Source organism: Aquimarina callyspongiae (genome assembly GCF_034322225.1).
Classification (GTDB): domain Bacteria; phylum Bacteroidota; class Bacteroidia; order Flavobacteriales; family Flavobacteriaceae; genus Aquimarina.
In genome coordinates, this window is the sequence record NZ_JAXLPA010000006.1 from 62,172 (window position 1) to 83,314 (window position 21,143).

19 protein-coding genes are annotated in these 21,143 nt (G+C 32.4%); 11 read left to right on the plus strand and 8 right to left on the minus strand.

The annotated features are described in order from the left end of the window. Positions 1–10 precede the first annotated feature (10 nt). From bshB1 to U0D62_RS22255, 3 genes are all read right to left on the minus strand, one after another. Positions 11–727, minus strand: a complete 717-nt coding sequence (gene bshB1 / locus U0D62_RS22245) for a bacillithiol biosynthesis deacetylase BshB1 (protein ID WP_322289564.1) — start codon at positions 725–727, stop codon at positions 11–13. A gap of 7 nt (positions 728–734) precedes the next feature. After that, positions 735–1,904, minus strand: coding sequence for a trans-sulfuration enzyme family protein (locus U0D62_RS22250; RefSeq protein WP_322289565.1), 1,170 nt, complete (start codon positions 1,902–1,904; stop codon positions 735–737). A gap of 206 nt (positions 1,905–2,110) precedes the next feature. After that, positions 2,111–4,099: a response regulator gene (locus U0D62_RS22255; protein WP_322289566.1), complete on the minus strand. Its 1,989-nt coding sequence runs from the start codon at positions 4,097–4,099 to the stop codon at positions 2,111–2,113. A 518-nt stretch (positions 4,100–4,617) separates the two neighbouring features. Between U0D62_RS22255 and U0D62_RS22260 the strand changes: the two genes are divergently transcribed. The 3 genes from U0D62_RS22260 (at position 4,618) to U0D62_RS22270 (ending at position 5,891) form a co-directional block, all read left to right on the plus strand. Next, positions 4,618–5,256: a peroxiredoxin gene (locus tag U0D62_RS22260; protein WP_322289567.1), complete on the plus strand. Its 639-nt coding sequence runs from the start codon at positions 4,618–4,620 to the stop codon at positions 5,254–5,256. Positions 5,257–5,338: 82 nt separating this feature from the next. Beyond that, positions 5,339–5,653 (plus strand): thioredoxin family protein, encoded by a 315-nt coding sequence (locus tag U0D62_RS22265; protein ID WP_322289568.1) that lies wholly within the window; start codon positions 5,339–5,341, stop codon positions 5,651–5,653. Further along, the gene (locus U0D62_RS22270; RefSeq protein WP_322289569.1) at positions 5,634–5,891 is read left to right on the plus strand and encodes a DUF6952 family protein; all 258 of its coding nucleotides are present in this window, start codon (positions 5,634–5,636) and stop codon (positions 5,889–5,891) included. Before U0D62_RS22265 ends, U0D62_RS22270 begins: the two co-directional genes overlap by 20 nt. Positions 5,892–6,016: 125 nt before the next feature. Here the strand turns inward: U0D62_RS22270 and U0D62_RS22275 are convergent, their stop codons facing one another. Continuing rightward, the gene (locus U0D62_RS22275) at positions 6,017–8,110 is read right to left on the minus strand and encodes a T9SS type A sorting domain-containing protein (protein ID WP_322289570.1); all 2,094 of its coding nucleotides are present in this window, start codon (positions 8,108–8,110) and stop codon (positions 6,017–6,019) included. A gap of 158 nt (positions 8,111–8,268) precedes the next feature. Between U0D62_RS22275 and tpx the strand changes: the two genes are divergently transcribed. The 6 genes from tpx (at position 8,269) to ribB (ending at position 15,219) form a co-directional block, all read left to right on the plus strand. After that, entirely contained in the window at positions 8,269–8,769 is a 501-nt protein-coding gene (gene tpx / locus U0D62_RS22280) for a thiol peroxidase (protein ID WP_322289571.1), read from the plus strand. Between the two features lie 7 nt (positions 8,770–8,776). Then, positions 8,777–9,145 carry a diacylglycerol kinase gene (locus tag U0D62_RS22285; RefSeq protein WP_322289572.1) on the plus strand — a complete coding sequence of 123 codons (369 nt, stop codon included), beginning with the start codon at positions 8,777–8,779 and terminating at the stop codon, positions 9,143–9,145. 68 nt (positions 9,146–9,213) lie between these two features. After that, the gene (locus U0D62_RS22290; protein WP_322289573.1) at positions 9,214–11,688 is read left to right on the plus strand and encodes a DNA translocase FtsK; all 2,475 of its coding nucleotides are present in this window, start codon (positions 9,214–9,216) and stop codon (positions 11,686–11,688) included. Positions 11,689–11,740: 52 nt separating this feature from the next. After that, positions 11,741–12,373: an outer membrane lipoprotein periplasmic chaperone LolA1 gene (lolA1, locus tag U0D62_RS22295; RefSeq protein ID WP_322289574.1), complete on the plus strand. Its 633-nt coding sequence runs from the start codon at positions 11,741–11,743 to the stop codon at positions 12,371–12,373. An 86-nt stretch (positions 12,374–12,459) separates the two neighbouring features. Further along, positions 12,460–13,914: an LptF/LptG family permease gene (locus tag U0D62_RS22300; RefSeq protein ID WP_322289575.1), complete on the plus strand. Its 1,455-nt coding sequence runs from the start codon at positions 12,460–12,462 to the stop codon at positions 13,912–13,914. Positions 13,915–14,067: 153 nt separating this feature from the next. Next, a complete protein-coding gene (ribB, locus tag U0D62_RS22305) occupies positions 14,068–15,219 on the plus strand; it encodes a 3,4-dihydroxy-2-butanone-4-phosphate synthase (RefSeq protein ID WP_322289576.1) in 1,152 nt (383 codons plus the stop codon). Positions 15,220–15,229: 10 nt separating this feature from the next. On the opposite strand, the gene U0D62_RS22310 is transcribed toward ribB, so the two are convergent. Beyond that, positions 15,230–16,429, minus strand: a complete 1,200-nt coding sequence (locus U0D62_RS22310) for a DegT/DnrJ/EryC1/StrS family aminotransferase (RefSeq protein ID WP_322289577.1) — start codon at positions 16,427–16,429, stop codon at positions 15,230–15,232. Positions 16,430–16,572: 143 nt separating this feature from the next. Continuing rightward, positions 16,573–17,202, minus strand: a complete 630-nt coding sequence (locus tag U0D62_RS22315; RefSeq protein WP_322289578.1) for an NAD(P)H-dependent oxidoreductase — start codon at positions 17,200–17,202, stop codon at positions 16,573–16,575. 89 nt (positions 17,203–17,291) lie between these two features. Here U0D62_RS22315 and U0D62_RS22320 point away from each other — a divergent pair, with 89 nt between their 5' ends. After that, entirely contained in the window at positions 17,292–17,687 is a 396-nt protein-coding gene (locus U0D62_RS22320; RefSeq protein ID WP_322289579.1) for an acyl-CoA thioesterase, read from the plus strand. 69 nt (positions 17,688–17,756) lie between these two features. Here U0D62_RS22320 and nhaC read toward each other — a convergent pair whose 3' ends face one another. Then, complete coding sequence (gene nhaC, locus U0D62_RS22325) at positions 17,757–19,241, minus strand: Na+/H+ antiporter NhaC (protein WP_322289580.1); 1,485 nt, start codon at positions 19,239–19,241, stop codon at positions 17,757–17,759. Between the two features lie 690 nt (positions 19,242–19,931). Here nhaC and U0D62_RS22330 point away from each other — a divergent pair. Next, complete coding sequence (locus tag U0D62_RS22330; RefSeq protein ID WP_322289581.1) at positions 19,932–20,564, plus strand: CPBP family intramembrane glutamic endopeptidase; 633 nt, start codon at positions 19,932–19,934, stop codon at positions 20,562–20,564. A gap of 4 nt (positions 20,565–20,568) precedes the next feature. On the opposite strand, the gene U0D62_RS22335 is transcribed toward U0D62_RS22330, so the two are convergent. Then, entirely contained in the window at positions 20,569–21,141 is a 573-nt protein-coding gene (locus U0D62_RS22335; protein ID WP_322289582.1) for a non-canonical purine NTP diphosphatase, read from the minus strand. Positions 21,142–21,143 lie beyond the last annotated feature (2 nt).

Below are 21,143 nucleotides of genomic sequence, written 5' to 3' on the forward strand. Positions count from 1 at the left end.
ATTTTTTGCATTAAATTAAATCAAAAATGGAATTTACTGCTACATAGCGTTCTACAGTAAAACCTTCTGCATAGGGAACCCCTACAATTCTTCCTAAATCTGCTGCTCTGTATTTTATACTTTCTAAAAAGTTTTTACTGGATATAGGAGTAGAAGGTTCTTTACTATTAGCATCGTAAAACTGAGAAGCATACGCTTTTACACTTTGTATCTTAATATCGATATGACCACTGATGTCTACCACAAAATCGGGTTCAATATGATGCCATTGGATATAATGATATACTTTTTTAGGTCTCCAGGCTTCCTGAGATATTCCTTCTAGTTCGGTTTCTATTTTTTGTAACCCAGATAAAAAACAAGCATCACTAGTAAGTTTACTTCCTTTACCATGATCTATGTGACGATCTCTAATCGCATTACAAAGTACAATGTCAGGCTTGTATTGTCTCAAAACTTTAATGATCTCTAATTGATGCTTTTCATCATTAATGAAAAATCCATCTCTAAACCCAAGGTTCTTTCGGACAGAAACGCCTAATATTTCTGCTGCTTTTTTGGCTTCTTGATCCCGTATTTCAGGAGTTCCTCTTGTGCCTAATTCGCCTCTGGTGAGATCCAATATACCTACCTTTTTACCATCGCTAATAGCTTTTGCTATGGTTCCTGAACAGGATAGTTCTACATCATCTGGATGTGCTCCAATAGCAAGAATGTCTAATTTCATAATTTATTTAATGTTCTAATTCAGGGACTTTAATTTTTTCCAGAGCTTGTTCAATATCTTGCATTAGATCTTCTTTTTCTTCAATACCTACACTAAACCTAAGTAATCCATCATGGATACCTTGTATATTCCTTTCTTCTTCTGTAAGTAAAGCATGAGAGGTAAGAACAGGGGAGAGCATAGTACTTTCTACTCCAGCAAGGCTCATAGAGCTTTTTATTAGTCGTAGTTCTTTTTGAAATTTACTTGCATCTAAACCTTCTTTTAATTCAAAAGATAACATTCCTCCATAGCCTTTCATTTGTTTTTTTGCAATATCATGCCCTGGATGTGATTTAAGGCCTGGATAATGTACAGAAGAGATGTCTTGATGTTTATTAAGCCACTTGGCTATTTTCATAGCATTTCTATTTTGCCGTTTTACTCTTAATCCTAAAGTTTTGATGCTACGTTCTAGCATCCATACGGTAAAATCACTCAAACTTCCACCAAAATTTTTGGCAACCTGAAAGATACGGTCTATATTTTTTTCTGTAGAAACAACAGCTCCGGCCAGAATATCACTATGACCCCCAAGATATTTTGTGGCAGAATGAATAACAATGTCAATACCTAACTCAATTGGATTTTGATTTACAGGAGAAGCAAAAGTATTATCAATCATTGTTACGATTCCTTTGCTTTTTGCTAATTCTGCTACTTCATTGATGTCTATAATAGTCAATAAGGGGTTAGAGGGTGTTTCTATATAAATAACTTTGGTATTCGGTTTTATTTTTTGTTCAAAGCCTGAGGCTGTTTGAGTATCTATATATGTGTATTCAATACCGTGTTTTTCAAATTCTTCGTTTACCAGATTAGCTGTGCCACCATATAAGGTTCGCTGAAGAACAACGTGATCTCCTTTTTGTAAAAAAGCAAATAGTGTAGTGCTAATGGCGGCCATCCCGCTTCCAAAAATCAATGAAGCTTCTCCTTTTTCTAAACGAGCAATCTTTTTACAAAGCGCTTCTTGATTGGGTGTATTAAAATACCTGGGATAGCGTTTTACAGCTACATCCTCAAATGCGTATGATGTTGATAAATAGATTGGAGAGATAGCTCCTTGAAACTGCTCATCTTTAACTTCTCCAAGATGTGTGCAGATGGTGTTAAAACCAATTTTTTTTGAATCCATAACCAGTGCAATAATAAAGAATTAAAGCTCTAAATTAAGATATTAAGAATAAAGAAGATAAGGTTTAACATATAAAATCAATAGCGTAGTTTTATAAATTTTAGAAAAAACTTAATCTGATATATAAACTATTAATTATTAGGATTTAATAAATCTACAAGAGGAGTGGGCAAAGCTGATTATCTAATGACGAAAATTAACAGCTTTTACATTAACTTGACTTTGGAAATGTTACGAATAATCGTCTGGAAAAATTGTTGAGTATCATAAGGTTTTATGATGACATCGTTCATTCCAACAGATAATGCCTGTTCTCTTACTTCTCCTTCTTCTACAGCTGTTAATGCAATAACAGGTATTTGTGGATTAAATGTGCGAATAACTTTGGTAGCATCTAATCCATTCATTTCTGGCATGTTAATATCCATAAGAACTAGATCAAACTCTTTTTCTTTAAGCATATCTATAGCATCAGAACCATTGCTAGCTACATCACAGGTGTATCCTTTCTTTTTTAATATATTTTGAGTAACAATCTGATTAATTCTATTATCATCAACAATCAGGATGTTAAAGTTACTAGTTCCTATACTTAGATTTTCTCCAGATTTTAATGAAATTTCTTGCGCTTTAATTGCTTTTTCATAGAGAAGATCAAAATGAAACTCAGAACCGATACCTTCTTTACTTTTAATGAATATTTCGCTATCGTGTAGGTGAATAAGTTTTTTTACAATAGCTAAACCAAGTCCTGTTCCTTCATATTCCTGATTTTGATTTTTAACCTGTGCAAAATTATCAAATATGGTATTTTGTTTGCTTTTTGGTATTCCGATTCCATCATCTTTTATAATAAATCGCAATTTATAGATATCATCTTGGTACTCCTGACATTGCACTTTTATCCATATGTTACCATCATTAGTAAACTTAAGTGCATTACCAATTAAGTTAATTAGGATTTGCGATAACCTGACAGAATCTCCTAAAAGAGTAGTTTTTATTTTATTATCAATATCGATGTGTACCGTATTGTTATTGTTTTTTTGCTTTGTATGGAGAGAATTAACTATTCCTTCAATAAGAGATCTTATGTCAAAAGATACTTTTTCCAACCTTACTTCATTAGTCTCTATTTTACTTAATTGTAAAACATCATTAATCAAAGCTAATAGGTAATCTCCAGAAAACTTTAAAGATTCTAAGTATTCACTTTTTTTCTTTTCTTCAGGGTTCTCCATTAACAAAGATGTTAAACCAATAACTCCATAAAGAGGAGTTCTAAGTTCGTGACTTACTGTAGATATAAATTGTGATTTTAAAGTAGAGACTTGCTCTGCTGTTTCTTTAGCACTTACAAGCTCTTTATTCTTATTTATAAGATCATTATTAAGCTTTCTTTTTTGTAAATTATTTCTGTAAGAACTAATTAAAAAAGCCAAAGAAATTAGAATAAGCACAATACCTAGTATAATACTAATCCTCCATATAATTTCTTCAGAATCACGTTTGGCAATATCGGATTCGTTTTGTTTTATCGTTTTTTCATATTGGCCAACGTCATATTTGATATTAGCGCGTTGTAGATCTATTACTTTTCTAATTTCTTGAGATTTCAAAAGGTTTTTCACGTGTTCCTGATGATAGTTGTAGGCGCGTTCAAAATCCATTTGATTAGCACTAAGTTTTGACTTTGTGCTATAGGAGAGAGCTAGTTCATCATAAAAAATAGAAGTTAATTCATCTGTATTGTTATCATTTTTAATTTCTTTAATCGCAAATGTTATAGATTTTTCTAAGTGTACTTCTGTCTTAACATACCTTTCTTGACTCATAAAATACTTACCTAATAATCTATTTAACCTTGTTTTGTCAAGACTTGAAGATTTTTCTGTAATTAACTTTCGTGCCGGTGATAAATGATTATAAGATTTAGTATAATTTTCTTTTGAAATATAATATTCTGCCAGATTAAGTAATGGATTAATCATTCTAGACGTATCCTTTAATCTATATGCCAGTTGGTATGAATCGTCATAATAATCCAGAGCACTTTTTCTGGTAGAGTCATTTTTGCTATAAACATTCGCCATATTATTGAGAATGTCTGCTTCTAATGTTTGATTTTTAGATATTTGAGAATATGATTTTGCTTTGATATAATTAGTAAGCGCTTTACTGTGGTCATCATTCATTTCATAATTTTTGGCAATTATGTTATGAATGTACCCCAGGTTTTTATCATCATTGTTATACTTAGCAGCATTCCAGGCAGCTTCTGCAAGCTCTAAGGATTCTTCGTATCGATATTCTTCTTGAAGCTTTTCTGCCTTTTTAATATACTGCGGAATACTATCCGAAACTAAGGAAGTTTGGGACTGAGTATTTTGTAAATAACATATTAATAATAAAACAATTATATGTTTAATATTGTTTTTCAGATTGCTTTAAGTTTGGTTTAACTACGTAAGCGAAAATACAAAAATAGATTAAACATCGTGCTAATCATCGTGTAAAAAGTGTAATTTATCCGTAATTATTGTAAGGTATTTTTGTTTTTTGTAGGAATTTTATGCAAAATGAAGGAATTTTGTGATATTAGAAAAAACTATCCTTATATAGAGAATTAAAATTGTCTTATATAATGGAACAGTTTCGGAAATGTATATTTGCGGTGTCAAAAAACAAAATATAAATTTTTAAAAATTACAAAATGGCATTCGTAGGTAAAAAATTTCCAAATCTTGATGTTGATGCAATGAATGATATGGGGGATACATTCAAGCTTAATATTTTAGAAGAAGCTAAAAATAAAAATAAAAAAGTATTACTTTTTTGGTATCCAAAGGACTTTACATTTGTTTGTCCTACAGAACTTCACGCGTTTCAAGAAGCTTTAAGTGAGTTCGAAAAAAGAAACACTATTGTCGTAGGTGCTTCTTGTGATACTCCAGAAGTACACTTTGCTTGGTTAAATACTTCTAAAGATAACGGTGGGATAGAAGGAGTTACCTATCCAATTCTTGCTGATTCAAATCGTAACCTATCAAGTACTTTAGGTATTCTTGATATTACAAATGAAACATATAACGAAGAAACAGGAATTGTTACTGTAGATGGTGATAATGTTACCTATAGAGCTACATATCTAATTGATGAAGAAGGAACAGTTTTTCATGAAGGTATAAACCATATGCCAGTAGGAAGAAATGTTGCAGAATTTTTAAGATTGATCGATGCGTATTCTCACGTTCAAAAGAATGGAGAAGTGTGTCCTGCTAACTGGGAAGAAGGTAAAGAGGCTATGAATGCAAATAGAGAAGGTGTAGCTTCTTATTTAGCTTCTAATTAATATAATAATATATATTTATTTAAAATCTCTCCAGGAGAATCATTCTGGGGAGATTTTTAATTTAATTTCTAATTATAATTTTATGGTTCAAGAATTAACAGAAGATAATCTTCCTCAAGTTATAGATAATGCAGAAACAGTTGTAGTACAATATTCTGCTACCTGGTGTGGTAATTGTCGTATTATGAAACCGAAATTTAAGAAACTAGCTTCTGAAAATGATAATATTTCTTTTATTATAGTCGATGCTGAGAAATATCCTGAATCTAGAAAAATGGCTACTGTTGATAACCTTCCTACTTTTGCAACATTCAAGAATGGAGCTTTTGTTAAGCAGGTTCAGACCAATAAATTTGAAGTTCTTAAAGAATTAGTTGATGAAGTTACCAGTAATTAAGCACCTTACTAGTTTTATTGAAGAGAATGATCAAGATTTTCTTATTGAAACGATAGAAACCTTAGAAGCTCTTACAGAAGTACCTTCTTTAAAAGATGAAGAACTGGATGTTATTGGAGAATTAATCTCCAATATGTATGGAGCTTTGGAAGTAGATAAGATGGTGAAAGAGGGAACTCCTAAAAAAGAAGCACTCAATAGTTTTATGCAAAGAGTTTTAGGGTCCATAGATAATTAATAGAATAGTATTTAATTACTGTCTAAAGTATGATTTAAAAAGGCCGTTCTATTCCAGAACGGCCTTTTTTATTAAGCTTAGTTAAGGGTAATTTACTAATATTGGGTCAAACAAACATTCCAGAATTAGTTCTTAACAAATTTGAGTGATCCTTTTTGACCTTTAAAAGTCGCAAAATACACTCCTTTTGATAGTTTTGAGATATCGATGTTTGTGATATTTTGATCAATACTAACTTCCATTAGTTTTTGACCTAGTATATCATAAACTTCAAGAGTTTCCTTGTTGTCAAATCTTCCTTCAACAATAATGTTATCATTAGCAGGAACAGGATATAAAATTAATCCAGTCTTTAGAATAAAGTCATCAATACTTAATGAACTATCTACTGTTAATTGGAAAGTACAATTAACAGATGAACCTGCAGTAGCAGTTAAAGTAATTGTATGTGTTCCTTCTGCTACTGATGTACCTGCGGCAGGACTTTGAGTAACAGTTGCTGTACAACCTGTGTTAATAGCATTAGCCATTCCTGTATAATCTGGTATTGTATACATAGTATTTGAAGGATCAGAAAGTGCTGTTTGGTTACCTGGGCAATTAATTACAAGATTAATTGCTGGCATATTATAACCAGTATTCGTGAACTGCGTAGTAAAAACATCTACATCGGCACAACTATATCCCATGTCAATTGCTGCTTGTCTTACGGCAATAGCAGCATTTTCTTGATTGGTCGAGCTATTGGTCATCCCTAATCCTTCTAAAAATGCTTTGTCAGTTTTTTCTCTTCCTATGATATCAAATATTCTCATAAGAGAAGTTGCCCAAATTTGCCCATCTGTGTGGATTGATCCAGTAAGTCCTCCAGGATAACTTGCAGAGTGGTTAGTAGATCTTCCTGGCCAAAATTCGTTATGCCCATCCCATCCAAAAACAAAATGATATGAAGCATCAGTAGATTGCCATTGTCCAAGACTTCTTTTGTATGATTGAGCCCAGTAATCTCCACAACCTTCACTTAAACCGTTAACCTGTGATAAAGATCCGTTGGTTATCCAGTCATGAAGCCCATGTCCTAATTCGTGAAGAATTACATCTGCGTCTTCACCATCATCAACACCACCTTCACCAAACCTTAATTGACCTCCTCCATAAGAGGAGTTATCTTGTCCATTCCATGCACTAGGATCAAACTCTAACACACCATTATTAAATAAAGAAACTAAAGTAATCCCTAAAGTCTCATTAATATATCGTAAACTTTTATCCAGATGATAATAGCAATTAACCGCTTCAAAACCATCATTTCCTCTATCAAAGTTAAAGTTAGAGTTCGCTTGCGTAAATAATCCTTTGCTCGGAGCTTCAAGATCTTTAATTTCTGTGTAAGGACCTTTAAGAGTGTAAACACCACCAGAAAAATCTATATCTTTCAAAGTAACCGAAGATCTTGCAGCATTTAATTGTGTATTTGCTGCGTCATTATTATCAGAGTAATTTCCACCATAAGTTTGACCACTTGCCGATAGAGGATCTGGATCAAATATCATTCCCGTTCCGTCTACCAAAAAGGAAACAGCGGCACTTTTTTTTGATTCCGAAGTTTTTTCAGCATGTTTTACGGGAGTGCTGGAAGAACCATTTCCTGTTGATTTTTTAATTTTAGCATGTGGATTACGTTTGATCGATATTTCTTCTGCCTTCAATACTTCTCCTGTTTGTGCATCAATAATAACTTCCCAGTATCCAACAGGGGTTGTAGCACTAATTCTGTTAACATATACTAATCGGGTAGCATCCATTTTATTGTACACATATAACTTAGATTCTTCTCTAGAAAAGTTTCCTTGTGCATTAATGTGTGATTTGGCAATATCCAGAGCCGAAGTTTTAAACACTGCTGGAGCTGTGTTTATTTTTGAAACCCTATCATCAAAGTTATTAGCGACGTTAGTAATTTTATTTTTTTTAGATATGTGAATAGTTATTTCAGTATCATATACAGGCACACCATTAATAGTTTGCTGATATCTAAGAGTATGTCCTGATAAACTACTTCTAGAAGCTCGTAGTATAAAATTGTCATCATTGGCAATTTTAAGATTCGTTCGGTTTTTTTCTATCCAGTCACGACCAATTTGATCTGGCGTTTTTTGTGCGTAAGCAAAAGAAAATATAACCATTGCAATAACGGTCATCATATAATTTTTACTCATAATGATTTCTGTTGTTTTTGTTATGTTTAAAAATGTATTGTCTATGTAATTATAACATTTGAGATCATAAAAACCCTAAATATTTTTTTATTTATTTCGTTATGTGTAAACTTGAACTATAAAAATAAACTTAATTTTACACAAAAACACACAAAAAAATGGCAACAATAACATTAAAGGGTAATGCAATAAATACAAATGGCAATTTGCCAGAAGTAGGACAGAAATCCCCTGATTTTGAATTAGTAAACACTGATTTATCTACTGCAAAATTATCTGATTATAATGGATCGCGATTGGTTCTTAATATATTTCCATCTCTGGATACAGGTATATGTGCAGCTTCAGTAAGAGAATTTAATAAAGAAGCGAGTAATTTATCTAACACTAAAGTTTTATGCATCTCCAGAGATCTTCCTTTTGCTCAAGCGAGATTTTGTGGAACTGAAGGACTTGAAAATGTTGTAAACCACTCAGATTTTGTAAATGGAAAATTTGGAAAGGATTATGGAGTAGAAATAATAGACGGGCCTATGAAAGGACTACATTCTAGAGCTGTTGTGGTTCTCGATGAACAAGGAACCGTTTTATACACAGAACAAGTACCAGAAATTGTTCAAGAACCTAATTATAAGGCTGCAATAGAAACATTGTCTTAAAAAACCTATGAGTAAAGCTTCTAAATTTATCCTTGGTAGACTGCGCGGTTGTGGATATGCCTTTAAAGGAGCCTTGTTATTACTTAAAACAGAACCTAGTATTCAGGTACAAGCTGGAATTGCTGTGATCATTACAGGACTTGGCTTTTACCTGGATATTACTTCAACAGAATGGATTTTACAAACTTTTGCAATAGGGTTAGTTATGAGTATAGAAGGCCTCAATACTACTATAGAAGCTATTGCAGATTTTATACATCCAGATTTTCATAATAAAATTGGTTTTATAAAAGATGTCGCTGCTGGAGCTGTCTTTATTGCTGCAATAACGGCTGTAATTATTGGATTATTTATTTATGTGCCTTATTTCATTTAGAAAATTTTTCAGGCATTTTTACGTTCCAATATAGATATTCGTATTTTTGCGAGAAGACATTCAAATTAATGGCTAAAAAAAAGGCAACAACAAGAAGGAAAACCACTAAAAAAGCAAAAACTAAAACTCCTTTAAAAGAAAGATTAACTATGTCAAGACAACAGAAAGTTGTTTTAGGTAGTTTTTTATTCTTTTTAGGGATAGGTCTGTTCTTTGCTTTTATATCATTTTTCTATAACTGGAAAATAGATCAAAGCGAAGTTTCTCAATTTTATAACAGATCTACTTCTGTTAAAAACTGGCTGAGTAAATTTGGCGCTTCAGTAAGTCACTTCTTTATTTATAGAGGTTTTGGAGTAGCTTCTTTAATTATCCCGGTATTAACATCTTTAACAGGAGTTTATTTATTTTTTGACTTAAGCAGAAAACGCCTTGCAGGATTTTGGTTTTGGGGTGTTTTGGTAATGTTATGGATATCAGTGGTTTTAGGATTTGTGAAAAAAGAAGGAGGACTACTAGCAGGGATTATTGGTTATGAGTCGAATGATTTCTTAAGAGATTATATAGGTTTTATAGGAACAGTATTGGTTCTGGCCTTTTTTGCTATAATATACATAGTAGTTAGACTTAAATATACTCCCGAAAAAATTACAGCTTCCATAAAAAACACTCAGAAAACAATTAATAACGATTTTGAATCTGCTGCCAAAATTAATGGAAATAAAAGTGAAAAAGTAGTATCAAAAGATGTTGATAAAGAAGTGATTGAAGAACTAGAGGTGAAAGAAACTCCTACTGTTAAGGTTTCTGAAACTCTTAAAACAAAAGAGAACACTTCTAATGTTCAGGATTTAAATGTACAACCTACTATTAATGAGTTCTATAAGGACCCTGATAATAGATCAAATGATATCCCGGAGAAACTAATTATCAAATCCGAAGACAATCCCGAGGATATTGCCATGGAGGTTGAAACAGTGGTCGAAGAAGAGGTAGTAGAAAACTTAAGTGATAAATTGGTAAAAGATTTTGGAGAATTTGATCCAAAACTTGAATTGGGTAATTATAAGTTCCCTACTATAGAATTATTAAAAGATTATTCTGGACAAACAGGAGGAATTACAATTGATCAGGGAGAACTTGAAGAAAATAAAAATCGTATAGTTGAAACGCTTAAAAACTATAAGATTGAAATTGCTCAAATTAAAGCTACAGTTGGACCAACGGTTACACTTTATGAAATTGTGCCGGAAGCAGGAATAAGAATTTCGAAAATTAAAAACCTGGAAGATGATATAGCACTTTCTCTGGCCGCTTTGGGGATACGTATTATTGCTCCAATACCTGGTAAAGGAACTATTGGTATCGAGGTACCAAATAAAAATTCAACGATTGTATCCATGAGATCAGCAATCGCTGCCTCAAAGTTTCAAAATGCAGAGATGGAATTACCATTATCTTTAGGAAAAACGATCTCAAACGAAACATTTGTAGCTGATTTAGCAAAAATGCCACACTTATTAATGGCAGGAGCAACAGGGCAAGGTAAATCTGTTGGGCTTAATGCTATTCTGACATCTTTGCTTTATAAAAAACATCCTGCCGAAGTAAAATTTGTTTTGGTAGATCCTAAGAAAGTAGAACTTACACTATTTAATAAAATAGAGCGTCATTACTTGGCAAAACTACCAGATACAGAAGAGGCAATTATAACAGATAACACCAAGGTTATTAATACACTTAATTCATTGTGTATCGAAATGGATGCTCGTTATGATCTGCTTAAACAAGCGATGGTAAGAAATATTAAAGAGTATAATACTAAGTTTAAAGCAAGAAAACTCAATCCTGAAAATGGACATAGATTTTTACCTTATATAGTTCTGGTAGTCGATGAATTTGCAGACTTGATTATGACTGCAGGAAAAGAAGTAGAAACACCTATCGCTAGACTTGCTCAATTGGCAAGAGCTATTGGAATACATCTTATTATAGCTACTCAGCGACCATCTGTAAATGTGATAACAGGTATGATTAAAGCCAATTTCCCTGCGAGAATTGCATTTAGAGTAACTTCTAAGATCGATTCTCGTACAATATTAGACACAGGAGGAGCCGATCAATTGATAGGACGAGGAGATATGTTATATACTCAAGGAAATGACCTGGTAAGGATACAGTGTGCTTTTGTAGATACCCCAGAAGTAGAGAGGATTACTGAGTATATAGGTAGTCAAAAAGCTTATCCTGATGCACATTTATTGCCGGAATATGTAGGGGAAGAAAGTGGCACAAGTCTTGATATAGATGTAAAAGATCGCGATAAACTTTTTAAAGAAGCAGCAGAAGTAATTGTCACAGCACAACAAGGATCGGCGTCTTTATTACAACGAAAGTTAAAACTAGGGTATAACCGTGCAGGTAGATTGATAGATCAATTAGAAGCTGCAGGAATAGTTGGCCCTTTTGAAGGAAGTAAAGCGAGACAAGTATTAGTTACTGATTTAATAGCTCTTCAGCAATTGTTAGATGAAGAAAAATAGCTTAGGGCTAAATAGAATAAATAATTAAATTAAAAGAAGAAACGAATAAATGATGAAAAATATAATACTTCTATTATTTGCATTTTGTATTACTACAACACAAGCACAAAGTGCTAAAGAACTTTTGGATGAGGTTTCTCAAAAAGTTCGAAGTTATGATAATATTGTTATAGGGTTTAAATATGCTCTTAATAATCCTGCTGAAAATGTATCCCAAGAAACAAGAGGAGATGTTACACTTCGAGGAAATAAGTATTTGCTTAATTTAATGGGAACTGCTCAGTTATATGATGGAAAAAAATTATACGTTATTATTCCCGAAGATGAAGAGATTAATATTTCATCTCAAAACGAAGAAGAGGATAACAGCGTAACTCCCTCAAAGATGTTGACATTTTATGAAGAAGGATACACTTATAAAATGGATATTGTACAAAATGTAAGTGGTAGAAAAATCCAATTTGTAAAACTTATACCGATCGACTCTAAGAGTGATTTAAAAGAAATACTGCTAGGAATAGATAAGGAAACCAAGCATATTTATAAAATGATTCAAATACAGAACAATGGTACTAATGTTACTATAACAGTAAATAGTTTTAAAACAAATCAGCCATTATCTGAGAAATTATTCATGTTTGACGAATCAAAATATGAAAATTATTACATCAATCGTCTAGATTAAATATATCTTTGAATAAATTTGATAATATAACAAAACCTTTGTCCCGAATCGTTTCGGGACTTATTTATAGGTAAAGAATTGAACGTGTGAAAATACTTGATAGATATATATTAACCACTTTTTTAAAGACATTTTTTCCGCTCTTTATAATTATTATGTTTATTCTTTTACTGCAAACTATTTGGTTATTTATATCAGAATTGGCAGGTAAAGATTTAGATGTTTCAGTAATTATTAAATTTCTGACGTTTGCAACACCACGACTTATTCCAATGGTTTTGCCACTTACTATTCTGTTAACTTCGATAATGATTTTTGGTAATTTTGCAGAAAATTATGAGTTCGCGGCAATGAAGTCCTCAGGAATATCACTTCAGAGAGCTATGAGAACGCTATCTGTTTTTATATTTTTTGTGGGTATTGGAGCTTTTCTTTTTTCTAATACAGTTATTCCTTCTTCAGAAAAAAGGTTTGTAAATCTCAGGAAAAACATTGTAAAAGTAAAACCAGCTATGGTAATCACCCCGAATCAATTTAATGATTTAGGGGATATCAATATTAAGGTTGGAGAAAAATATGGAGAGAACGATGAATTTCTCAAAGATATAATTATACATAAAAAAGCAGCACGACCTGGTAATTTTACTGTAATTAAAGCAGTAGATGGAGAATTAAAAGGGAGTATAGATTCTGATCTGATTACCTTGATTCTTAATGATGGTAATTATTATGATGAGATTCAACAAAAATCTCCTAAAAGAAGAAAAAAGCTACCTTTTGCAAAAACACATTTCGAACAATATGTACTCAATATGGATCTGTCTTCTCTAGATAATGTAGATATGGATGAACAACAGTATAAAAAAGGGTATAATATGCTTAACGTAACAGGATTACGTTATGAGATAGACACGTTGTCTCTAAAAGTTAATGAAGAACTTAGGTCAACCAGGGATGATATTAATAAAAGAAATGGTTTTAATGAGTTAAATAAAAATTTAAAAGTAGATACTTTAAAGAAAAAAGAGGTGGATACATTAGATTTTAAAGATCATTTTACTACAAAAGAAAAAATGCAGATTTATAATCTTGCTTTTTCAAGTACCGATGGTAGTCTGCGTAAACTAAATACTACAGAGAAGAATCAAGAAATAAAAAGGCGAGCATTAAATAAATATGAGATGTCATTGCATAATAAATATGCTTTAGGAATTGCTTGCATATTATTGTTTTTTGTTGGGGCGCCTTTGGGAGCAATTATTCGTAAAGGAGGTTTAGGTTTGCCAATAGTAATAGGAGTTGTACTGTTTTTAACGTATCATTTTATAGGTATTTTTGCAAAAAATAGTGCAGAAGAAGGAGGGATACCACCATTTTTAGGATCTTGGCTTTCTACATTTATTATTTTCCCGCTGAGTATATTCTTAACATACCGAGCTACAACAGATCAAGGTTTTTTTAGTTTTGATAACTTTATACAACCAATTAGAGATTTCTTTGAAAAAAGAAAGTCTAAAAAGGAAAAGAAAAAAGGCTTATAATTAATGTCAATCCAACAATTATTTTAATCAATTACAAAAGGATCAAGATGATTATAAATTGATGGATATTTAATCCATCAGATAATTCACTTGGGAGTTCTTCAAAAGAATTATATAAATTACCTTTGTCCTTTAATTTACAATATTACAATTATGTCGCAGGTTGCTAAGACTAAAAATAAAATACAATTAAATTCGATTCAAGAAGCTATAGATGATATCCGTCAGGGTAAGGTAGTTATAGTAGTTGATGATGAAGATAGAGAGAATGAAGGAGATTTTATTGCAGCGGCAGAGAAAGTAACGCCAGAAATGATCAATTTTATGGCTACTCATGGAAGGGGTTTGATATGCGCTCCTTTAACTCAAGATCGTTGTGAAGAATTGGATCTCAATATGATGGTTCAAAATAATACCGTATTACACGAAACTCAATTTACAGTATCTGTAGATTTAATCGGAAATGGATGTACTACAGGGATTTCAGTTCACGATAGGTCAAAAACTATTAAAGCGCTTGTTGATGATAATACCAAACCACATCATTTAGGTAGGCCAGGTCATATTTTTCCATTAAGAGCTAAGAACGGAGGCGTTTTAAGACGTACCGGACATACTGAAGCTGCGGTAGATTTGGCAAGACTTGCCGGTTTAGAACCAGCAGGGATTTTAGTAGAAATATTAAATGAGAACGGTACAATGGCAAGATTACCTCAGTTGGTTGAGGTAGCCAAAAAATTTGATCTTAAACTAATATCTATAGAGGATTTGGTTGCGTATCGTATGCAACATGATTCTTTGATAGAAAAGAAAGAAGATTTTGATATTGTTACTCGTTTTGGTAAATATAGATTAAGAGCCTATAAACAAACTACCAATAATCAAATCCATATTGCTCTTACATTAGGTAATTGGGCTGAGAATGAACCGGTTTTAACCAGGATCAATTCCACATTGTTTAATAATGATATTTTAGGAACCCTTACCAATAACGCTGATAAGCGTTTGGACGCAATGTTTCAACGTGTTAATTCAGAGGGTAAAGGGGCAATATTATTTATTAATCAAGAGAGCCAATCACTTAATCTACTTAATCGATTAAGTGAATTAAAAGAAATTCAAAATGGAGAAGATGTAATAAAAGCTCCTAAAATTGCAATGGATTCTAAAGATTTTGGAATCGGAGCACAAATATTACACGACCTTAATATTCATAAATTAAGATTAGTCTCTAATTCAGTACAACAAAAACGTGTTGGAATGATAGGATATGGTCTTGAAATTGTAGAATACGTAGAGTATTAATCTACTCTTTTTAAGCTTCTTGTAAAATACTTTTGAAAGCTTCAATCATTTTTGAAGCTCTTTCCTGAACTTCTGCTTCAGACCAACTAATTTTGATCAAACAAGATATAGTTCGACTCATCCAGGCATCACTAGCATCAAATGATCTTTTGTTTTTTTGTAGTCCTTCTTGTATTTCTTGAGAAAACTTAGTTAGAGATTTCTGATCTAACAGATGTTCCCATTTTTTATAATAATGCCAATTGTTATTGTACCAGTAGAAACAGGCGTCAACTCCGTATTGTCCTAATGCTTTGTGAGCTTTTTGAGCAAGTTCTTCATCAGGTAAAAAGATACTTAAGAAAGCATAACTTTCTTCACCGGTATCAGGAACACGTCTAAAACTAACTTCGGGTATAGAAGAGAGAGCATTTCTTAATATTGTATAATTCTTTTTCTGCAGAGCAATCGTATGATCTAACTTACGTAATTGCGCAATTCCGACGGCAGCGTTGAGTTCTGATATTCTATAGTTATACCCAAGAAAAGGATGTGTTTCTGCTCCTCGATCATTACCTACATGATCGTGTCCGTGATCCTGATATTTATGAGCATTGTCTGCATATTGTTGCGAATTAGTTATTAATCCTCCTCCTTCACCACAGGTAACTGTTTTTACATAGTCAAAAGAAAAACAACCTAAATCTCCATAACTTCCTAATGGCTTACCGTTATATGAACCGCCAATAGCTTGACAAGCATCTTCTAATAAAATTAAATTATGTTTGTCACAGATTGCTTTCAAACTTTTAAGATCTGCCATTGATCCACACATATGGACTGGCATAACGACTTTGGTTTTTGGAGTGATTGCTGCTTCAACAGCTTTTGGATCTAGGGTTAGTGTGTCATCAATATCACAAAGAACAGGAACAGCCCCAACGGATAGGATAGCTTCAAAACTAGCTACAAAAGTAAAAGTGGGCATAATTACTTCATCACCAGCACCGATTCCTGCAGAAGCCAGGGCTACCGTTAATGCAGAAGTTCCGCTAGAAACTACTTGAGCGTACTTGGTTTGCATTTTAGTTGCCAGATCTTTTTCTAATTCTAATGCTTTATAATGACCGTTTCGATTACCGTCAAATCCATAACGCATTAAAACTCCATTATCTAAGACATCCTGAACTTCTTTTCTTTCTTCGTCTCCAAATAATTCAAATCCTGGCATAGCTGTGTGATTATATTTAAAAATGCTTTTCGGCAAAAATACCGAAAAGAGTCAGTATTCTAATAGAGAAAAACCAACTTTCTTGAATAGGTTAGGTGTTTTTCTTAAACCTAGCGCTTTATAGATTTAGAATCAAATAGATACTAAAACAAAATAACTGTATCTTCAATCGGTCGTCTTACCTTTTTAAAATCAGCAAACATATCATCTTCTGCTCGGTAACCTATTGGTAAAACAAGTACAGAAGTAAGCTCAAGTTTTTTAAGGTCTAAAATCTCATCATATTTTTCGGGGATAAAGCCTTCCATAGGACAAGCATCTATTTTTTCCAGGGCACAAACAGTTAATATATTTCCAAGCGCTAAATAAGCTTGTTTAGCAGCCCAGTTCGAAATTTCTTCAACGGGTTTGCTTTTAAAGGAATCTACCAGTTGATCACGGAAAGGTTTTAAAACTTCTTCAGGGGTATTGCGTGTGTTTTTTACATTATCAAAATGCTTTTGAATATAGTTTTCACTTACCGTATTTTCGATACAAAAAACCAACAGGTGAGAAGCTTCTGCAACCTGTTGTTGATTCCAGGAATGCTCTGTTAGCTGTTTTTGAAGCTCCTTGTCTTTTATGACGAGTAATCTAAGAGGTTGCAACCCATAAGAGGTTGCTGTTAGATTAAAAGCTTCTGAAAGTATATCTATTTTTTCTTTTGGAAGAATTTTAGTGGAGTCAAATTTTTTGGTAGCATAGCGCCAGCGTAAACTTTCTATAATATTCATTCGAAGTTTTTTTAATATACTGCAAAGATACTAGGATAACATTTACCTTTGGTATGTATAACCATAAGAAAAAATTATATCCCGATTATATGAACTCTATAGAAGAATTGATTGAAAAATCAGAAACACGAATTTTTAAAGCTGTGTTTCCTAATACTACAAATCATTATGAAACTTTATTTGGAGGTACTGCTTTACAATTAATGGATGAAGTGTCTTTTATTTGCGCAACGCGTTTTAGTAGAAAAAAAGTTGTCACCATTTCAACTGATAAAATTGATTTTGAAAAACCCATTCCTGAAGGTACAATTATTGAACTAGTAGCAAAAGTATCAGAAGTGGGCAGAACTAGTTGTAATGTAAAAGTGGATATATATAAAGAAGATATGTATAGTTATGACCGAGAAATAGCTGTTTCTGGTCATTTTAAATTTGTAGCTGTGGATAATAATAAAAAGCCGATACCTATAATCGAAGGTAGATAATGTGCGTATAACAAAAAAGCACATTGATTTTAATGTGCTTTTTTGTTATATATTTTAAAGTATTAAAATCTATTTTTCTGATAATTGTTTGATCTTAATTCTGAAAGCTGCAAAGATTAATGTCATAAAAGGACTTAACCAATTGAAAATTGCAAAAAAGAAATAATCAACAACAGGTACTCCTAATACTCCACTTTGATATGCACCACAGGTATTCCAGGGAACTAAAACTGATGTCACCGTTCCTGAATCTTCAAGAGTACGACTTAAGTTTTCTGGAGCTAGTCCTTTATCTTTAAATGCTTTGGCATACATTCTACCAGGAACTACAATAGCTAGATATTGATCAGAAGCTGTAACATTTAATGCTAAACAACTCGCAACGGTACTTGCAAAAAGTCCAAAAACAGAATCAAACAGATTAAGAAGCGCCTTACTTATTCTGGCCAGAGCGCCAATAGCATCCATAACGCCTCCAAATACCATTGCACATATAATTAACCATATAGTACCTAACATACCGTTCATTCCGCCAGAGGTAAATAAATCGTTAAGTTCAGCACTAGATGTTTCGATACTTACATCAACAGTCATAGCTTTCATAACACCAATATAAGCTGCGTTAAATGTAAAATCTTTACTATCCGCAATACTCATTACGATTTCTGGTTGAGCAATAATTGCTGCAATTCCGCCCAGTAATGTCCCAGCTAATAGAGCAATTAAAGGAGGGGTTTTTTTGATAATCAAACCAATAACAAGCACTGGTACAAGAAATAACCACGGAGAAATATTAAAAGCACTTTTAATGGCTGCTAACTGTCCACCAATCTCTGGTGTTCCAGAAGTATTAAGAGTAAAGCCAATAATGATAAAAACGATTAACGTGACTACAATAGTTGGTACTGTTGTATATGTCATATATTTGATATGCGAAAATAATTCTCCACCAGCCATAGCTGGAGCCAAGTTTGTAGTATCAGATAAGGGAGACATTTTATCTCCAAAATACGCTCCAGAAATTACAGCTCCTGCTGTCATACCAAGAGAGATTCCTAAAGTATCACCAATTCCTATCAATGCAATACCTACTGTGGCAGAAGTTGTCCAGGAACTACCTGTGGCAATAGAAATAATAGCACATATGATTACACATGCAGGTAGAAATATTGTGGGATTAAGAATCTGTAAACCATAATAGATCATAGTTGGTATAATACCACTAATTAGCCAAGTTCCGGCAAGAGATCCCACCATCAGTAATATTAATAAAGCTCCTGTAGTGGATTTTACATTTTTAGCAATCTCCTCCATCATTTGCTTATAAGAGACCTTATTAAAGAAACCTACAATGGCAGCTACAGCTGCTCCCAGAAGTAAGATAAATTGATTACTTCCGCTCAGAGCATCATCTCCAAATGCATATGTTACATTGTAAAATAACATTCCTACTAAAGCTATAATAGGAATCAATGCTTCCCAAATGTTTAGTTCTTTGTTTTCAATAATTTCTTCATTTTGGGGTTTAGAAGGAGTGATGTTTTGACTTTCCATATACCGAATTCATAATTTTAAGGATGTAATGTTACGATATTAATAAAATTTATGCAACGTCTACATAAGTTTAATCTTAATAAATTAGAGAATACAAACAATACTTTATGTGTACATAATAAGATAAAATTGTATTTAATCGATGTTTTAGGTGTTTAATCGGTTTTTTGTAAAGTGTTTGCCTTTGATTTTAATTAAAAAACGTGATCCTATAATATCTTTGTACCAGAGATAAGAAGTAAAGGAAAGTTTATAATTGTTTGTTTAAGTTAATGCCCCAAATTTGGAAGATATCCTACAGAATTAATATCCCCAAGCTAATAAGCCTCATACCCCAATGAGGCTTCTTTTTTTAATAATAATCAGTACTTTCTTTAATTTTATTTAAATAATTCTTTTATAATGAGATAATTTGATGAAAATGTTTTTAAGCGATTAAAAATGCTTTTAATCGGATATTTTAATGAATTCGAAGTTTGTCTTTGTAAGATAATTTCGAAAATGATTTATTTTTGAAGTATTAAAAATACTATATAACAATATTAGTATGGATAATAAAATTTGATTAGCTGTTTTGCCCTGAAACTTTTTCGCCCCAATTGATGAGCCTCATACCCCAAGAGGCTTTTTTATTTGTTAAAAAGTAACGAGTTTCATTTTTTATACAGAAATTAGTCAAAAACTAGAATGATGTCATCTACGTATATTAGGGGGTTGGAGTTGTTTCTTTTGTTTGTTTTGCTTCCTGTGAGTTTCTTATTAAATTATCCCATACAGATTAAGATAGGGTTTACCTTAATTGGGTTTGTATATATATTAATTCTCTTAAAGAGATCGGGGCTTTTAAAATTTAGATTTCCTGGCAAAGAATATTGGAAACCTTTTTGGAAAGCAACCGTTATCAAATTATTGGTGGTAATAGTTGTTACAACTTTATATGTTACTTGGATAGCACCTGATAAATTATTTTCTGTATTGGTTAAAAAACCAGAATTATGGATAATTATTCTTTTTGTGTATACGTTTCTTTCAGTTTGGCCTCAGGAAATAATTTACAGAACTTTTTTTTATGATAGATATGAAAGATTAGTATCTAATAAATGGTTACTTATTTTTATTAATGCCTTATTGTTTTCTCTTGCTCATATTTTTTTAAAAAGCTTTTTGGTACAATTACTAACTTTTATAGGAGGATTATTATTTGCTTTTACATATCAAAAAACCAAATCAACAACCTTGGTTTCTATAGAACATGCTATATATGGAAATTGGTTATTTACAGTTGGAATGGGAGAGATGCTAGCTTTTCCAGGAGCAGAATAATAGCTTAAGAATTTAAATAAATTATTAATTGTTGAACTGCTTTTCCTCTATGACCTATGCTATTTTTTTCGGATAAAGGCAGTTCTGCAAATGTTTGAGAATATCCAGAAGGCATAAATATGGGGTCATATCCAAAACCTTTATTTCCTTGTTTTTTTTCTGTAATTAAACCATCACAAATGCCTGTGAATTTTTCCAGAGTGTCTCCAACCGCCAGAGCAATGACAGTTTTAAATCGAGCATTACGATTTTTCTTTTCCTTTAATTCTGTGAGAAGTTTGTTCATATTTGCGTCCGCATCTTTTTGACTTCCTGCATATCTGGCAGAATATACGCCAGGAGCACCGTCAAGAGATTCAACTTCAAGCCCGGTATCATCGGCAAAGCAATCATAGCCATAATTTTGTTTGATATACTCAGCTTTTTGTATGGCATTACCTTCTATAGTAGCTGAAGTCTCTGGGATATCTTCAGTACATCCAATTTCAGAAAGACTTAATAATTTTATATGTGAAGGAACCAATGCCTGAACCTCTTTTAATTTATTTAAATTATTAGTAGCAAATACTAGTTTCATTT

Excerpts from the sequence above, each read along its gene's own strand:
- U0D62_RS22255 (WP_322289566.1), bottom strand. The coding sequence starts at position 4,099 with ATGAATGATGACCACAGTAAAGCGCTTACTAATTATATCAAAGCAAAA.
- U0D62_RS22320 (WP_322289579.1), top strand. The coding sequence starts at position 17,292 with ATGAACTCTATAGAAGAATTGATTGAAAAATCAGAAACACGAATTTTT.
- bshB1 (WP_322289564.1), bottom strand. The coding sequence starts at position 727 with ATGAAATTAGACATTCTTGCTATTGGAGCACATCCAGATGATGTAGAA.
- lolA1 (WP_322289574.1), top strand. The coding sequence starts at position 11,741 with ATGAAAAATATAATACTTCTATTATTTGCATTTTGTATTACTACAACA.
- U0D62_RS22290 (WP_322289573.1), top strand. The coding sequence starts at position 9,214 with ATGGCTAAAAAAAAGGCAACAACAAGAAGGAAAACCACTAAAAAAGCA.
- U0D62_RS22275 (WP_322289570.1), bottom strand. The coding sequence starts at position 8,110 with ATGAGTAAAAATTATATGATGACCGTTATTGCAATGGTTATATTTTCT.
- tpx (WP_322289571.1), top strand. The coding sequence starts at position 8,269 with ATGGCAACAATAACATTAAAGGGTAATGCAATAAATACAAATGGCAAT.
- U0D62_RS22260 (WP_322289567.1), top strand. The coding sequence starts at position 4,618 with ATGGCATTCGTAGGTAAAAAATTTCCAAATCTTGATGTTGATGCAATG.
- nhaC (WP_322289580.1), bottom strand. The coding sequence starts at position 19,241 with ATGGAAAGTCAAAACATCACTCCTTCTAAACCCCAAAATGAAGAAATT.
- U0D62_RS22250 (WP_322289565.1), bottom strand. The coding sequence starts at position 1,904 with ATGGATTCAAAAAAAATTGGTTTTAACACCATCTGCACACATCTTGGA.
- U0D62_RS22265 (WP_322289568.1), top strand. The coding sequence starts at position 5,339 with ATGGTTCAAGAATTAACAGAAGATAATCTTCCTCAAGTTATAGATAAT.
- U0D62_RS22335 (WP_322289582.1), bottom strand. The coding sequence starts at position 21,141 with ATGAAACTAGTATTTGCTACTAATAATTTAAATAAATTAAAAGAGGTT.
- ribB (WP_322289576.1), top strand. The coding sequence starts at position 14,068 with ATGTCGCAGGTTGCTAAGACTAAAAATAAAATACAATTAAATTCGATT.
- U0D62_RS22270 (WP_322289569.1), top strand. The coding sequence starts at position 5,634 with ATGAAGTTACCAGTAATTAAGCACCTTACTAGTTTTATTGAAGAGAAT.
- U0D62_RS22310 (WP_322289577.1), bottom strand. The coding sequence starts at position 16,429 with ATGCCAGGATTTGAATTATTTGGAGACGAAGAAAGAAAAGAAGTTCAG.
- U0D62_RS22315 (WP_322289578.1), bottom strand. The coding sequence starts at position 17,202 with ATGAATATTATAGAAAGTTTACGCTGGCGCTATGCTACCAAAAAATTT.
- U0D62_RS22330 (WP_322289581.1), top strand. The coding sequence starts at position 19,932 with ATGTCATCTACGTATATTAGGGGGTTGGAGTTGTTTCTTTTGTTTGTT.
- U0D62_RS22285 (WP_322289572.1), top strand. The coding sequence starts at position 8,777 with ATGAGTAAAGCTTCTAAATTTATCCTTGGTAGACTGCGCGGTTGTGGA.